At 33.3% G+C, this 15,595-nt stretch carries 12 protein-coding genes; 2 read left to right on the top strand and 10 right to left on the bottom strand.

Translation table 11 applies throughout. From position 1 onward, the window contains the following. Positions 1 to 177: 177 nt before the first annotated feature. The 3 genes from QLQ94_RS06390 to QLQ94_RS06380 form a co-directional block, all read right to left on the bottom strand. On the bottom strand, positions 178 to 1,362 hold the full coding sequence (locus QLQ94_RS06390; RefSeq protein ID WP_482499360.1) for an IS4 family transposase: 1,185 nt from the start codon (positions 1,360 to 1,362) through the stop codon (positions 178 to 180). A 204-nt stretch (positions 1,363 to 1,566) separates the two neighbouring features. Then, the gene (locus tag QLQ94_RS06385) at positions 1,567 to 2,289 is read right to left on the bottom strand and encodes a CDC27 family protein (protein WP_427402844.1); all 723 of its coding nucleotides are present in this window, start codon (positions 2,287 to 2,289) and stop codon (positions 1,567 to 1,569) included. A 2-nt stretch (positions 2,290 to 2,291) separates the two neighbouring features. After that, on the bottom strand, positions 2,292 to 2,876 hold the full coding sequence (locus tag QLQ94_RS06380; RefSeq protein ID WP_427402843.1) for an RNA polymerase sigma factor: 585 nt from the start codon (positions 2,874 to 2,876) through the stop codon (positions 2,292 to 2,294). 327 nt (positions 2,877 to 3,203) lie between these two features. On the opposite strand from QLQ94_RS06380, the gene QLQ94_RS06375 reads away from it, so the two are divergent. Beyond that, positions 3,204 to 3,641 (top strand): retropepsin-like aspartic protease, encoded by a 438-nt coding sequence (locus QLQ94_RS06375; protein ID WP_271337529.1) that lies wholly within the window; start codon positions 3,204 to 3,206, stop codon positions 3,639 to 3,641. Between the two features lie 157 nt (positions 3,642 to 3,798). Here the strand turns inward: QLQ94_RS06375 and QLQ94_RS06370 are convergent, their stop codons facing one another. The 5 genes from QLQ94_RS06370 to QLQ94_RS06350 all read right to left on the bottom strand — a co-directional run bounded on the left by QLQ94_RS06370 (position 3,799) and on the right by QLQ94_RS06350 (position 10,696). Beyond that, the gene (locus QLQ94_RS06370; protein ID WP_271337528.1) at positions 3,799 to 6,975 is read right to left on the bottom strand and encodes an efflux RND transporter permease subunit; all 3,177 of its coding nucleotides are present in this window, start codon (positions 6,973 to 6,975) and stop codon (positions 3,799 to 3,801) included. Between the two features lie 71 nt (positions 6,976 to 7,046). After that, complete coding sequence (locus QLQ94_RS06365; RefSeq protein ID WP_271337527.1) at positions 7,047 to 8,114, bottom strand: efflux RND transporter periplasmic adaptor subunit; 1,068 nt, start codon at positions 8,112 to 8,114, stop codon at positions 7,047 to 7,049. A gap of 9 nt (positions 8,115 to 8,123) precedes the next feature. Further along, a complete protein-coding gene (locus QLQ94_RS06360; RefSeq protein ID WP_271337526.1) occupies positions 8,124 to 9,458 on the bottom strand; it encodes a TolC family protein in 1,335 nt (444 codons plus the stop codon). Between the two features lie 3 nt (positions 9,459 to 9,461). Then, positions 9,462 to 10,067: a TetR/AcrR family transcriptional regulator gene (locus QLQ94_RS06355; protein ID WP_271337525.1), complete on the bottom strand. Its 606-nt coding sequence runs from the start codon at positions 10,065 to 10,067 to the stop codon at positions 9,462 to 9,464. A gap of 107 nt (positions 10,068 to 10,174) precedes the next feature. After that, positions 10,175 to 10,696: a YceI family protein gene (locus tag QLQ94_RS06350; protein WP_271337524.1), complete on the bottom strand. Its 522-nt coding sequence runs from the start codon at positions 10,694 to 10,696 to the stop codon at positions 10,175 to 10,177. Positions 10,697 to 10,964: 268 nt separating this feature from the next. On the opposite strand from QLQ94_RS06350, the gene QLQ94_RS06345 reads away from it, so the two are divergent. Then, the gene (locus QLQ94_RS06345; protein WP_482499357.1) at positions 10,965 to 11,939 is read left to right on the top strand and encodes a polyprenyl synthetase family protein; all 975 of its coding nucleotides are present in this window, start codon (positions 10,965 to 10,967) and stop codon (positions 11,937 to 11,939) included. A 333-nt stretch (positions 11,940 to 12,272) separates the two neighbouring features. Here the strand turns inward: QLQ94_RS06345 and QLQ94_RS06340 are convergent, their stop codons facing one another. Together QLQ94_RS06340 and QLQ94_RS06335 are read right to left on the bottom strand one after the other, a co-directional pair. Beyond that, positions 12,273 to 14,138 (bottom strand): trehalase family glycosidase, encoded by a 1,866-nt coding sequence (locus QLQ94_RS06340; protein ID WP_482499355.1) that lies wholly within the window; start codon positions 14,136 to 14,138, stop codon positions 12,273 to 12,275. After that, positions 14,128 to 15,348 (bottom strand): MFS transporter, encoded by a 1,221-nt coding sequence (locus QLQ94_RS06335; RefSeq protein ID WP_482499353.1) that lies wholly within the window; start codon positions 15,346 to 15,348, stop codon positions 14,128 to 14,130. Before QLQ94_RS06335 ends, QLQ94_RS06340 begins: the two co-directional genes overlap by 11 nt. Positions 15,349 to 15,595: the final 247 nt, after the last annotated feature.

Genomic DNA, 15,595 nt, shown 5'->3' with positions numbered 1-15,595 from the left:
TTTCTTGTTTTGATTTTCTTTGTTAGATTGGAGCGAAGTTGAAGTCAATGGCACGCGGATGACGCGGATTCACTTCGTGAAAGCGCGGATGAATGCAGATTTTTTCTTGTTTTGGTTTTCTTTTAATCATGAAAACCTTTGTCAAAGTTTCGAACCAAGAGTGTAAGGAACTTTATTTTATGCATTGAATGTCTCTATTTTAGCAGGATCCCCACCACAATGTATTACTATTTGTTGAATAATTTCATTTTGTAATTGATTACAAAATGAAATTTTGGGGATCTTATATCCTTTTAATTCATTTAGTTTTATATAACTCAAGAGCAAGATTGATGCAATTAAAATAATATATATCATTACCTGAATTCCATTCCACTGTCTTGAAAAATAGTGCTTAAAATTCATTTCTTGCTTTATAAATCTAAAGAAACGCTCAATGTCCCAACGCTTTTTATAAATTTCTGCTATTTGATCTGCCGTAAATTCTTCTTCTGGCAAATTGCTTAAAAACAAGATCTTCTCTCCATCAGATTTTAATATCCCTTCCACTAATCTAAAAACTATTTTAGTCTTTTTTTGATTCGAGTAAAGATAAACCCTGCTATGTTTTGTTAATTTAAGAATATCATTTTCAAAATCCAATGGAGTGACCTTACTGCCTTTCTCTACTTCATATTTAGATGATTTATAAATTCGGGTTACAAAATATTTATCATCAGTAGAGAGATCAACCATTGTTTTTCTATTCTTCATTCCACGATCAAAAACGGCAATATCTTTTTTGTTGGCTATGTGCTCTTCTAGAATATTGCCCAAAGCCAAATCTTCACTAATCATTTTTTGATCCTTGTGAAACTTTACATTAAAGGGCAATTCATTAAAACCAATTGTAAATTTTATACTATTTTTGCCCTGTTCTCCTTTTTTGTTTTTCTGCCCATTTCGCATCCCGAAACTTAACAAAGAAGCAGATAAGCTTGTAATTGTGGAATCATACAAACTTAATTTGATCTTATCTTTATCATTGAGTTTATCCTGAAAAACAGTAACGGTGTGCTGATAAAGTTTTTCGAAATACTCAACGTTTATTTTTCCTATTCTCTCTGCAATACTGCTGTGACTTACACTTTTATCTTTGGGAATTTGAGCATATTTACAAAAAAAATGATTCTCATAAAAATTCTCAAATACTCTAGAGCTGGCTCTATTTTCATTTAAGACTCCAAAAACACAAAGTTTAAATAATTCCTTGCTTTTTAGTTTTTTAGCATTCCAGTCAACCATAGTTTGCTGAGCAAAAAAATCAAGTTGATCTTCTGAAATATAATTTAATATTTCTTTTACTTCTGTTCTGATTTGCATTTTCTGATAGATTTATAAATACAGAAAATAAAAATAATAGTTTTTTACAAAAGTTCCTTACACTCTTGGTTCAAAAACTTTGACAAAGGTCCTTAGCTCAAAAAATTCGCAAAGTATTTTACCTCTTGAGAATCTCTGTGTAATTCTTTGTGTGTTTTGTGAATTTTTTTTTTTTGTGTGTGTGTGTGTGGTGAAATCCCAAATTTAATCTAACTCATCGAGAAGCTTCTCAACATCGTCATAGTTTTCATAATCCTGCGAAATGGTTTCCAGGATTTCTCTACATTCTTTGTACTTCTTTTGTTTCAATTTAGACAAGGCAAGACTCCATGTTGCTTTTTCTTTATAAACAGATGTTCCTGATCTTAACTCATTAAAAACAGCTTCGGCTTTTGGATATTTACTTTCTTCTAATAAAGAAATCCCATAAAAATATTGAATTTCGGGTGTTTTATTTTCTTTTAAAATTGCTTCAAAATGCGGAATTGCTGTTGCGTATTTCCCATCATTAAATGCCGCCTGAGCTTCTTTTAAGTTTTCATTTGTATCGCCTCTTTCTACAAATGCGGCCGTTTCAGGATTATCATAATCAGCAAAAGTTGGGTTGTTATAATCAAAAAAGAACAATCCAAATAAAATAATTACAGATGCCGCCGCTGCATAATACCAAGGACGCATTAAAACAACTTTTGGTTTACTATTATTAAAATGTTTTTCTGAAATTGTTGTTAGATTCGTTTTAAACGCTTCTCTTTCTTCGTCGTGTTCAAATTTAGTTGTAAGTCGGAGCTGCACTTCTTTAAACGTTTCAAATTCTGAGGACAATTCATGATCTTCAGACAATTGTTTTTCAAAATTATTTTTTTCCTCCTCAGTCATTTCTCCCTGAAGATATTGATCGAATAATATATAGCGTTCTTCGTTCATGGCTAATTATTTTTTAGCGATTTAATTTTTTTGGCTTCGTGAATCCATTGCATTAATTGCCCCACACATAACAGTTCTTTTTTTCGGGCACTATCATAAGTACCACTAGCCTTTTTAACCACTTCTTCAGTCTTTTTAGTGGTAAAATTCAGCCTCAATAACTCCTGACACTTATCTCCTAATTTCTGGAACATAGTGTCAAAAAGCTGCTGATTTTCATCAAATTCTTCTGTGTTTGTAATCAGTTGAAGTGCAGATTCATTCATAGATAAAATATCTTCATTGATTGCGACTTCTTTGTTCGATGTTTTTTTGAGCTCGTTCAACCATTTTCTTTTACACAATAAAAAAAAGTAGGCATCAAACGGGCAAGTCAGTTGCAGTGCATTTGCTTTGGCCTGATTAAAAAGTAAAATCATGATTTCCTGAACCACCTCCTGCGCATGTTCTTTATCTCCTGAATTATTCATAATGAACATTACCACTTTTGGAACGTACTTTTTGTAAATTGTCTGAATGATTGCTGAGTCATTTGCAGCAAGTCCTTCAATGTACATTTGATCAGGATGAATCTTATTTTGGCCCATAAAAAAACTTTTTGTAGCTAATTTAGAAAACAATTGTAAATAAACTTCACATTCATAGGTAACAATTAACATATCAAGCCAATATAATGCAACAGAAGTCTTTTAGCATTCAAAAATATGATTTAGGTTATCATAAAAAATAGCCACAGATGAAACGAATCAAAACAGATCGTTACCAATTTTGTCATTCATAGAATTTGCAATTCGTTCTCATTTATATATTATAATTCAACTTTTCTCTAATAAAAATCGACGAATTATATCTTTTACAGGAATTAGTTTATTGACTGTAATTGGTTTATTTTTGGTTTTCAATCACTATCGAAAATGGAAAATCTTCACGAAATTCTCAAGAAAGAGAAATACAGGAAAATAAAATTCAAAGTTACCAAAACACAACATCTTCTGATAAAAGCCAAAATCAACGGCGTTTCTGGTAATTTTATTTTAGATACAGGAGCATCTAATTCCTGTGTAGGATTTGAAAGCATCGAACGTTTTGAATTAAACGCAAAAAAATCAAAAACCAAAGCTTCCGGAGCCGGAGGAACTGGTATGAAAACACAAATTTCGACACACAATAATCTACAACTTGGCAGTTGGAAAAACATTGATTTTGGTTTGGTTATTTTTGATCTTTCACATGTAAATGAAGCTTTACAAGCTTACAAGGCAAAACCTGTTCACGGTATTATTGGGGCAGATGTTTTACTTGAAGGGAAAGCAATTATAGATTATTACAATCATTATTTGTACCTGAAATAATACTTATAAATTCCAAATTTTAAAATTCCAAATTCCAAATCTTAAAGTGGTTTCTGGTTCAATAAAAAATCCCAAATTTCAATTAAGAAATTTGGGATTTTTATTTTTACCAATTCCAACATTGGAATTTGGAATTTTAATATTAAGATTTAAAATTTTAGTGCGTATGTTTAGGATTAAAACCATCTTCACTAACTTCTGTTGGCGTATAATCAGCAAACATTTCAGCTTCGTAATCGATTTTTTCTCCTTTAGATAATCTGGCAATTATTTTTTCCATAATAAGATAAATAACGGGAACCACAACTAAGGTTAGGAATAAAGATGAAATCAATCCACCTATAATTACCCAAGCCAAACCATTTTTCCATTCAGCTCCTGCACCAGATGCTAAAGCAATTGGGAACATACCAAATACCATCGCAATTGTAGTCATCAAAATTGGACGTAAACGAGCGTGATTCGCCTGGATTAGTGCATTTCTAATGCTCTCCCCCGCTGCTCTTCGCTGATTGGTATAATCGACAAGCATGATCGCGTTCTTACACACCAGACCAATCAACATAATAATACCCAAAATGGTAAAGATGTTCAGTGTGTTATTAGTTAAAGCCAGGGCTAATAAAGCTCCAATAAATGAAAGCGGAATAGCAAATAATACTACAAACGGGTGAACGAAACTGTCATAAAGACCTACCATTACCAGGTAAACTAATATAATAGCAGCTAATAAAGCGATTCCTAAAGTACCAAAACCTTCACTTTGGTTTTCCTGATCTCCACCCCAGATATAGTTTACTCCTACTGGTTTTTTAAGTTTATCTAATCTCGCTTGCCATTGTGTTACAATTGTTCCTGAAGGAACCCCAACGTTTTGTCCTTGAACAGTTACAGAAGCAGATTTATCTCTACGCTCTAATTGGCTAGGACCAGAACCTTCAGTAATTGAAGCAAATTGAGACAATTTAATTTGTTGCCCCGCATTATTAATAAATATTAAATTACTAACATCGGTAATGTTTTTTCTATCAAAAGCATTATACTTGATATTGATATCGTATTCGTATTCGCCAGCTCTGAACTTTCCATCCGTATTTCCACTAAAAGCAGTTTGCATGGTCATACCCACTGTTTGAAGTGTTAATCCTAATGCAGCCATTTTATCACGGTCTACTTGTACGTTAACTTCAGGATTTCCATCTTCAACAGTCAATTTAATCTCTGTTGTTCCAGGTATTTTGCGTAATTCAGCTTCTGCTAATTTGGCAAATTTCATAGCGCTTTCTACAGATGGACCAGTTACAACTAATCCCAAAGTAGCATTTTCAGCTGTTCCTAAAATACCAACCGGAACCGTTTTTACTTTGGCTCCAACCAATACTTTTTCTAATTTACGTTTTATTTTCGCAGCATAAACCGAAGCATCATCTGTTCGTTCTGATTGATCAATCATTTTTACGTTAATCTCTGCCTTATAAGCTGTCGCTTGTGCCGCACCCATTCCTTCTGAAGTTTGTCCTACAGTTGTAATTTGGCTAAACACATATTTTTCACCTTTCAAATACGCTTCTGCTTTTTGTGTCATAAAGTTGGTTTGTTCCAACGAGGCGTCTTTCGGCATCTCTATTTGAACTAAAAACTCCCCACTATCTGATTTGGCAAAAAATTCTCCTCCAATAAATCCTCCTCCAAACAACGGAATTATAGTACCGAAAAACAATAGTAAAACAATTATAATAGTTTTGAAGTAATGATCTAAACACCAGTTTAACAATGTAGTAACCCAATCAGTAAAACGAGTTAATAATTTTTCGAAACCAAGAATTACTCTCCCAAATGCATTCTTTCCTTCAATGTGTTCTAATTTTCCAAAACGAGAAGACAACCAGGGAATAATTGTAAACGATGCTAAAAGTGAGAATAAAGTAGAAATAATTACCGTTACACAAAACTGTGTGATAATGTTCGAAACCAAACCAGAACTCATTGCAATAGGCAAGAACACTACGACAATTACCAAAGTAATCGAAGTTACTGTTCCACCAATTTCGGCTGTACCGTCATAAGAGGCACGAATTCGGCTTTTACCCATTTCCATGTGTCTGTAAATATTCTCCAATACTACAATGGCATCATCGACCAGAATACCAACCACAAGAGATAATCCTAATAAACTCATTAAGTTTAAGGTATATCCTAAAAGATAAATCCCAATAAATGTAGCAATTAACGAAGCAGGAATCGAAACCATTACAATCAATGAGTTACGAATACTATGAAGGAAAAACAACATTACAAAAGCAACTAAAACTACCGCAATCAATAAATCGTGAATTACAGAATCTGCAGCTTCTAAGGTATAAACGGTACTATCCTTGGCTATTTCTAACTTTAAATCATTAGTTTTATAATCTTTTTCCAGATTTTTAATACTTTGAATCAACTGCTCACTTACAGCAACCGCATTAGCGTCAGATTGTTTAATTACTTGTAAAATAATCGCGCTTTTTTGATTTACTCTCGAAATTTTTTCAGCAATTTTTTGATCATCTTGTACATCTGCAATATCTCGTAAACGGATTTGAATTCCGCCTTTAGATGAAACTACTAAGTTTCTTAATTCTTCAACATTTTTATATTTACCCGCTAAACGAATTAATATTTTCTGATCACGAGTCTGAATATTTCCCGTTGGGAAATCTAAGTTCGAAGTCAAAATATTTTGTTGTACTTCTGGAATAGAAAGCCCGTAACCCTGCATTTTTAATGCATCCAGGTTTACTTGAATTTCACGTTCCTGACCACCAATAATATCTACTTGTGCCACACCGGGAACACGAGATAAAACGGGAGCAATCTTTTTATCAATTAAGTCATAAAAAGCAGCCTCATCCATTTTTCCATTGGCTCCAATAGTCATAATTGGCAAATCACTCAAAGAAAATTTACTTAGCGATGGCGTTTTGGCATCGTCCGGTAAATCACTAATAATGGCATTAATTTTTCGCTGAGCATCATTCATCGAGACATCAACATTAGCTGTTGAAGTCAAAGAGATAGATACAACAGACAAACTTTCATAGGATTTGGAATCAATTTTCTTAATGTTTTCCAATGATGCAATCGCATCTTCCATTTTTTTGGTAATTGTATTTTCTACCTCACTTGGAGAAGCTCCGGGATAAACAGTAGAAATCGTAATAACGTTTTGTTCAAATTTCGGGATCAGCTCATAGCCTAACTGGCTGTAGCTAAACAATCCACCAAGTGTTAGAATTGTAAACAATACAATTACTAACGACGGACGTTTTATGGATATTTCGGCTAATTTCATATTTTTTGCTTTAGGCTGTAGGCTTTAGGCAATAAGCTTAATGCTTATGGCGTATAGCTTAATGCTTTAAATTATTTAATAATTTCTACTGTATTACCGTCTTGTAAATTAATTTGACCAGTAGTAACTACAGTTTCTCCGTCAGATAATCCATTGATAACTTCAACTCTATCTCCTAAAATTCTTCCGGCAGTTACTTTTCTTAATTTTGCAATACCTTTTTCAACTACAAAAATTTCGTTGCTGCTCACACTTCCTACAAAAGCATTACGTGGTACAACCATCATCTGCTGTTTTTGTTGTTTAGAACCAAAGTTTGCCGTTCCGTACATACCCGCTTTAAGGTCGTTATTGATGTTATTTGTAATTTCAATTTCAACCGGGAAGTTTAAAGATTCATCCGCTTTTGCAGCAATAAAAGTAATTTTTCCAGAGAAAGTTTTATCAGGATAAACACTTGCAGTTACATTAACATGGTCTCCTACTTTTAAACTTGCTACCTGATTTTCGTTTACTGTAACTACTAATTTTAATTTAGAAACATTTACGATATCAAACAATGCAGTTGCAGGCGTTGCTGCTAAAATAGATCCCGGCTCAATGTATTTTTTATTGATAAATCCGTTTATTGGCGCTTTTACTTTAGTATCGCCAACATTAATATTTGCTTGTTTTAGGTTAGACTCAGCATTTGTTAATGCTAATTTTGCCTGATCTAATTGTTGCTTAGTCACACCACCGGTTTTAAAAGCATTTTCGTAACGGCTGTAATCTGATTTTGCATTTTGATATACTGCTTGTGCTTGTTGTGCACTTACATTAATCACATCACCTCTCACTGTTAATAAAGTCTGACCTACTCTTACATAATCACCTTCTTTTGCCAAAACACTAATTACTTTTCCTGATTTTTCAGCAGAGAAAGTCAATTGTTGAATTGGTTCAAAATTTCCGTTTGCAACGAAATCCAGCGAAACTTCTTCTGTTTTTACAGAAGCTACTTTTACTGATACTGCAGCATTTTTCTCTGCTACGATATCTGTTTTTTCTTTATTCTCTTTCTTATTCTTATTTAAGACATATCCAATCACACCCAGCGCTGCAATTATGATTACGATTGTTATAATAGTTTTCTTCATTTTTTTTAGTTATTTAATAAGAGTTTTAAGTTCGCCTTTTGATTTGATTAATGCTACTTCGGCAATTTTGTAATTTAAGACTGCTCTGGTAAAGTTATTTTGAGCTTCAAGTGATGCATTTTCAGCATCCAGTAAATCTGTTAATGATGCTAATCCCTGAAGATAATTGTTTTTTGTGTCGCTTAGGATTTCTGTAGCTAAGCGCATGTTTTCTTTTTGATTATTAATAGTGATAAGATTATTATCTATATCAGCCATTGCATTTCTATAATCTAAATCAAGAGAAAGTTTAGTGTCTTTCATGTCTTCCTGAAGGGATCTGATTTCTACATCAGCTTGTCTTACTTTTGCACGAGTTCCGAATCCTGTAAAAATTGGTACGTGTAGATTTAATCCAATTGCTGAGTAATCTGACCAATATACTCCATCTGAAGGTTTTGCAAACCAAGGCATTTGTGGACCCTGACCAATATAATTGTAACCAGCAGTCAATGAAAGTGTTGGATAATATCCTGCTTCAACTGCTTTTTTATTGTATACTAAAAGCTCTTCCTGTTTTTTCAATAACAAATATTCTGTTCTGTTTTCTGTATTAGGAACTTCTGTCAAGGCAGCAGGCACAACTTCAAATTCTTCTTTAGGAATCTCAATTACAGTTTCAATAGGCATTCCCATATAAAACTTCAAAGCATTTTCCTGTAATGTAATTTGATTTTTAATTTGCTGACGTTCTGTATCAATGTTTGACATTTTTACAACAATACGGTCTAAATCAATTTTTTTAGCCAGACCATTATCAAATTGTCCCTTTACGATGTCACGAACTTTAGTAGTATTTACATAATTACTATCTAATAAAACTAATCTTTCGCGCTGCACATAAACTGAATAATAGTTATTTGCAACTCTCTCAATTACTTGCTCTTCTGTCAACTGATCGTTTATTTGATAAAATTCACGAGTAGATCTCGCTGCTCTTAATCCTGTAAACACAGATTGATCAAATATAGTCTGCGTTAATGAAACTCCTGCGTTTGAAGTCCATTTTTGACCAAATGCCGCCTGAATCGTAGTTCCCGGCTGACCAAATCCTGCTCCATCAATAACTGTTGTCTGAATGATTGGGTTGTGAGTTAAGTTTCCGTTTGCAGAAATTTGTGGTAATGCTCTGGAACGTACTTCCTGAATTTTGTACTCACTATTTTCAACCTGTAATCTTGCCTTTTTTGCATCGGCTTTGTTTTCAAGCGCGTATATAAGAGCATCTTTCAGGGTTAGTCTTTTGACTTGTGCGTTGGCAGACAAGCCAATTGAACACAAAAATATAAGAATTATTCGTTTCATAGATTAATGATTAAATGGTAATTTTTTAAGTTGTTTTTCTAATTCCAGTATTCCTTTTTCAGTTGCCATAGCTCTGGTGTGGTATTCCAACGCTTCTAATTCTATTTTTTGCGCTTCTCTTTCTGAGACTGTAGTTGCATTTATATGAAAAATCAATGTATAATAGAATTTCACATATAAATCTATATTCAAATCCGGTCTGTACAAACCTTCGGTGATCCCTTTTAGGATATTATCTTTAAAATAATGGTTACACTGATCTATTTCATGTGTCATTAAATTTTGATAAATTTCAGGATAATGCTTTTTGAGCTGATAAAGAGGTGAAGTATCTGCTGCATTTTTAAACATATCGCGAAACATTTCTCTAATTTCAAAATTCTCATGAATTGCATTATAGTTTTTAGCAACCACAGAATCAATAACTTCATGTACTTGCTTATGAACTGTCGAGGTACTTTCTTCGATCAAAACTTCTTTATTACAGAAGTATTTATAAATCGTTTTTTTAGAAATACACATTTCGCCTGCGATATCATCCATCGTAACACTCTTAAAACCAAGTTTTAAAAATAATTCACTTGCTTTTGATATAATTTTCTCTTTCATTTTAACTTTCAAATTATATTGCAAATATACTCAGGAAACTAAAATCAGAAAAATAGTTTCCATGATATTTGTAATAATTTTACATTAATTTACTCATTATAATTAGATTATATACTGAACTCTAAATTGGCAATCAGCTTAATATCTTTTCCTAATGCCAAACCTCCGTTATGATTGAACGAATTATAATCTAATCCAAAATCCTGACGTTTGATGTCGCCTTTGATCTCAAAAGCAACTTTTCTCTCGCCATTGTAGTTATTAACGCCAATAAATTCAGCATCAAGTTCTACTACCCGAGTCACATCTTTTATCGTTAAATCTCCTTTGAAGAAATTGATATTGTTATTTACTTTTTGAAAAGAAGTCGATTTAAAACTAATAATCGGATGTTCATTTACATCAAAAAAGTCCTGAAGCTGTAAATATGTGTCGATTTGTTGAAAACTATCTTTTTTATTATTGATGTCTAATGAGAACTCAACCGAAGCATCTTCAATTTCATTGTTTTCAATATTCACATAACCATCAAATTTATTGGTAGTTCCTCCCATATAGGCAATTATCGAATGTCTCATTTTAATTAAAACATCTGATTGGCTAGAATCTAAGGTCCATGTTGTTTTCATAAATATTTGATTTTACTGAGTTAATAAATTACCCAAAACCTATTACGGAAACTCTCACAGTGTTTCAAGTTTCCAATTAAAGGTGCAAATATAGAAAGGAAACTCTAAACACCAAGAAAGTTTCCAAGTTTTTTTTAAATAATTTTAAGAACCTGATAATTAATAGATTTTAAGCGGATTTTAAGGAGAAACCAGCATTTAAAATTTTAAGAAAGAAATAATTCATAATGAATCGTATCTTTGAGCCTCGCAATTCAGATTATATTTTATGCACGATATCAGCCAATACCAGGATTTTTTTATTAATTATTTAGAAACCCAAAGCATCAGCAAAGAGCCTAAAAACCTCTACGACCCTATTAAATACATTTTAAGTCTTGGCGGAAAACGCATGCGCCCGGTACTTACTTTAATGGCTTCAGAAGTTTTTGATACTGATTATAAAGTAGCACTTCCTGCCGCAATGGCTGTAGAAGTTTTTCATAATTTCTCATTGGTTCACGATGATATTATGGATGATGCACCTTTGCGAAGAGGACAGGAAACTGTGCATGAAAAATGGGATCTCAATACTGGGATTCTTTCCGGAGATGCGATGCTGATTCTGGCTTATCAGTATTTTGAACAATACGAACCAACCGTTTTTAGGGATTTAGCAAAATTGTTCAGCAAAACTGCACTTGAAGTTTGCGAAGGACAACAATGGGATGTTGATTTCGAAAAAAGAAACGACGTTACGATTCCTGAATATCTTAAAATGATCGAATATAAAACAGCCGTATTAGTTGCCGCAGCCATGAAAATGGGTGCAATTGTAGCGAAAACTACTGAAAAAGAAGCTGATTTTATTTATGATTTTGGATTAAACTTAGGATTGGCTTTCCAGCTTCAGGATGATTATCTGGATGCTTTTGGAGATCCGGAAACTTTTGGAAAACAAGTTGGCGGTGATATTATGGTCAATAAAAAAACCTATTTATACCTGAAAGCACGTGAATTTTCATCAGCTGAAAAAGCTTTAGAATTAGAAAAATTATTCAGTTTACAATTAGAAGACAATACAGCTAAAATAGAAACGGCAAAAACCATTTTTAATGAATCAGGAGCTTCAAAAGCTACTCAGGATGCTATAGAAATGTATACTTTTAAAGCTTTTGAAACCTTAGAAAAAATGGATATTAATGCTGAAAAGAAAGACATTTTAAGGACTTTTGGTGAAAACTTAATGGGAAGAAAAGTTTAGTTTTCAAAAGGGCTTCGACTCCGCTCAGCCAGACATCACCAGTGTCATCCTGAGCGAAGTCGAAGGCTTATGAAAAAATAAACCTAACAGGTTTTTAAAACCTGTTAGGTTTGACACAGAACTTAAATACAAATAAAATCTAAACCACAGATTGAAAGATTTCCACAGATTAAATCCTTGAAATCTTTTAATCTGTGGCTGTTTTTTTGCGCATAGTAAACCTAACAGGTTTTAAAAACCTGTTAGGTTTGTCATTTTCGACACTCAAAAAAGGGCTTCGACTCCGCTCAGCCAGACATCACTAGTGTCATCCTGAGCGGAGTTGAAGGCTAATTAAAACAAATCATCAGGATCAACTAAATCTGATAATTTTTGTTTTAGATTATCTTCTAAAATCGTTAATCCGTATTGATAAGAAGCGTTCATCCAGCCAAAACCTTCTTCGGTGATATAATCAAACTCAGTTCCTACGTTTCCGTATTCTGCGAGAATTTTGTGTGAACTTATCGATAAATCAAACTTCTCCGGAATGGTTCCGTTATAATCAACTGCATTTCTGGTAATCAGCCAAAGCCAGCGATAGACCATTTCCTGAGCTTCTTCATTAAAATTATAGTTGAGTAAACCTTCCCACAAAAGCATTTGATGCGGTGCCCAGCCAAACGGATAATCCCATTGTCTGATTGGTGCATTTTCGTCAACATCAGCAATTGATTCTTTGGTACAGCCTGCAATTCCGCCTTTCATTCTAAACCTTGGCAATGTCTTTTTTACCAAAATTTCAGCTTGTTCCGGCGTACTTATTTTTGCCCAAAGCGGATAAAATGTTGGAGCTGCCTCAAATAAATGCTGTTTTTCGTTTACAAAATCATAGTCCATATAACATCCATAGTCCTCATTCCAACAGAGTTTGTTGATTTTTTCTTTTCTCGAAACTGCTTTCAAAAGCCAATATTCACTGGAGAAAGATTTATCCTCAAAATATTGAAATTCATTTTTAAAGTATTTTTCAATCAGAAACGCAATATCAGTTTCATATTTATAAAGCAAACTATTGATCGCAACGGTATTTAAATTGGCACAAATACCTACTAATCGATTCGTGGTGTCGTGACCACTTTCGCGCATGCTTCGATCGTGAATAAAATATTTATCCAGTTCTTCATCAATAACTTCTCTTTCGAGATATTTCTTTTCGAACTCACGTGTAGAAAGATTGTATTTTGGTGCATATTGCTCCAGAATATCATCAAAATGCCCTTCTTCAACCTCAAACGGAAGTCCAATTCCTTCAGCTTTATAACGATTCAAACCATTTGCTGTAAGACGTTTTCCCTCTTCCATCCAAACGGTCTGGTATTCTTTTATAGCCGTTTTTAAATGTCTTTCGATCCAGAAAATATCAGGATTCGACTTTTCTAAAACATCTCTAATTAGTGATGTATAAAGCGGTGGTTGTGTACGGGTCAAATAATAACTACGGTTCGCATTTAGTATTTTTCCGTAATGATCAATCTGGTATTTAAAATTTTCAGCAATACCTAAAGCAAGTTCTGTTTTATCATCTATCAAAAGTCCTTTGGCAATAAAATAACTGTCCCAACCGTACATTTCGTTGAATCTTCCGCCTGGAACTACAAATGGAACGCCTGAAATTTCATTGTTTTTAATTTGAAGCGCCAATGCCAAAATCCCCGGTTTTTTATTCAGTGACAAAACATATTCCGGTGAAATATTTTTAGGCATTTGCACCACTTTCAACTTTGGAGTTACGGCTTCTAATTTCTTGAAATAATCGAAAACTATTTCATCTCCAAAAGGCACGTATAAATAAGCCAATTCATTTTCGATCTTATTATCTTCCAGAATTTTCTTCACCCCATCGGCATCAATAGTCCGGGTCAAACCTTTCCAATACAGATTTTTTATTTTTCCTGAGATTCTTTTTACCGGATCTTCTGTAATTTGATCCAGTGCAATTTCAGCAAATTCTGTCTTGTTTTTTTTAGCCAAAGCCAGTTCCTGCAATAAATTAGAAAGCTGATAAGTACCTTCAATCAGCGCCGAATTTCCGTTTTCATCATTCAGTAAAAACTTTTTTGGACCATTATCATCAATGGTTATTTTTTTATCGCCATCAGTATCTTCCTGAGCTAATAATTTTTCGATCGTTTGGGTTATATGTAATTTAAATTTCATCTTTTGCAGTTATTTTTTTGAGAATAAAAAAGGATATTAATAATAAAGACATTGGAATTAAAGTAAAGTAAAAGGCTTTTTCCGGCCCTTCATTTTTAAACAGCCAGCCCGTTATTCTGGAACCTAACGTACCGCCAAGCGCAGAGAAAATCACAATTAATCCGGTCATTGAACTTTGTAGATTTTTGGGTAAAGCACTTAGCACAATCGAATTCAATAAAGGATAAATGGGCGCAATAAACAATCCGATTAATGGGAATGCAAAACCAATTAATGGGATATCCGAAAGTGTATTGATAGTCTTAACTTCTAACCCGACTGTTTTTGGAAGTACAAAAACGACAATCAGCATGGCAGAAAAGATACAGAAACTTAATACCCAGATCCAATTTATTTTTTTGGTCACAACTCCTGCAATCATTCTTCCGATAGCCAATGAAATAGCCAAAATACTGGCCATCATAATACTGATATTCTCCGGTAAATGAAGCACTTTTGTATTGAATGTTGGCAGCCAGGAAAGAATTCCTTGTTCGATCATGACAAACAAGAAGACACTAATAACAAAAATAACGGTAAGCAATTTTGCCATTAATCTGAACATTTGCATGAAATCATCTTTGAGATTTGCCCCTGCTGAAACCTCGGGTTCTTTGAATTTTACAAAAAATAAAAACAGAAATGACAGGAATGATAATGCTGCCAAGAACCAATATACGTTCAACCATGAATTAGGATCGTTTTCGTTATTAAAAGCCGGAAATAAAAAATAAGCCAATGCAATCCCCACCATAAAAAAACCTTCGATACTGCTCATTAAAGCATTGTGATCTTTCTTGGTTTCGGTCACGGTTCCTATCAGTGAATAAACAGAAACTTTGATTAAGGCAAATGAAACTCCAACGGTTGCAAAAAGAACCTTGGCATTGTCAAAAGAGTTTCCAAAATACATAGAAATACAAGCCAAAGTAACCAATGCCAAACCTATAAGCATCGATTTTCTATAGCCTATTCTTGGTAAAAAAGAGGCTATAAAAAAAGATACAATAGCAATAGGCATGTCTTTAAAAGCTTCCAGAATACTGGCCTGAACTTCATCTACCCCGTAATTTTTCTGCGATTTTAAAATCACAATGCCTACACTATTTAATAAAATAGCAAAGACAAAATAATTGAGATAAAGAGAGATTTTGATTCCTAGGTTTTTCATTTTTCCGGATTTGTTTTTAATGCATATTATGCACGCTGCTGTAAATGGATATTATGCAATGACTAAAATTTATTTAACACATAGAAACATAGATTATATAGTTTAAAAAAGAATGCAAAAAGAAATACATTTCTTTCACATAGTTCCGAAACCGCAGGATGAATTTTAAATAAATGAAATGCCTTTTTGAGTTTGTAAAATCTATGTTTCTATGTGTTTAAAAAATAATTACTTTGTGGTTACGGTG

This window comes from Flavobacterium sp. B114r (assembly GCF_056824125.1).
Note: the sequence above shows the minus strand (reverse complement) of the source record. Positions and strands in the feature narration are given on the sequence as shown.

Bases quoted from the DNA above. Each gene is read 5' to 3' on its own strand.
- QLQ94_RS06390 (WP_482499360.1), bottom strand. From the start codon at position 1,362: ATGCAAATCAGAACAGAAGTAAAAGAAATATTAAATTATATTTCAGAA.
- QLQ94_RS06385 (WP_427402844.1), bottom strand. From the start codon at position 2,289: ATGAACGAAGAACGCTATATATTATTCGATCAATATCTTCAGGGAGAA.
- QLQ94_RS06380 (WP_427402843.1), bottom strand. From the start codon at position 2,876: ATGGGCCAAAATAAGATTCATCCTGATCAAATGTACATTGAAGGACTT.
- QLQ94_RS06375 (WP_271337529.1), top strand. From the start codon at position 3,204: ATGGAAAATCTTCACGAAATTCTCAAGAAAGAGAAATACAGGAAAATA.
- QLQ94_RS06370 (WP_271337528.1), bottom strand. From the start codon at position 6,975: ATGAAATTAGCCGAAATATCCATAAAACGTCCGTCGTTAGTAATTGTA.
- QLQ94_RS06365 (WP_271337527.1), bottom strand. From the start codon at position 8,114: ATGAAGAAAACTATTATAACAATCGTAATCATAATTGCAGCGCTGGGT.
- QLQ94_RS06360 (WP_271337526.1), bottom strand. From the start codon at position 9,458: ATGAAACGAATAATTCTTATATTTTTGTGTTCAATTGGCTTGTCTGCC.
- QLQ94_RS06355 (WP_271337525.1), bottom strand. From the start codon at position 10,067: ATGAAAGAGAAAATTATATCAAAAGCAAGTGAATTATTTTTAAAACTT.
- QLQ94_RS06350 (WP_271337524.1), bottom strand. From the start codon at position 10,696: ATGAAAACAACATGGACCTTAGATTCTAGCCAATCAGATGTTTTAATT.
- QLQ94_RS06345 (WP_482499357.1), top strand. From the start codon at position 10,965: ATGCACGATATCAGCCAATACCAGGATTTTTTTATTAATTATTTAGAA.
- QLQ94_RS06340 (WP_482499355.1), bottom strand. From the start codon at position 14,138: ATGAAATTTAAATTACATATAACCCAAACGATCGAAAAATTATTAGCT.
- QLQ94_RS06335 (WP_482499353.1), bottom strand. From the start codon at position 15,348: ATGAAAAACCTAGGAATCAAAATCTCTCTTTATCTCAATTATTTTGTC.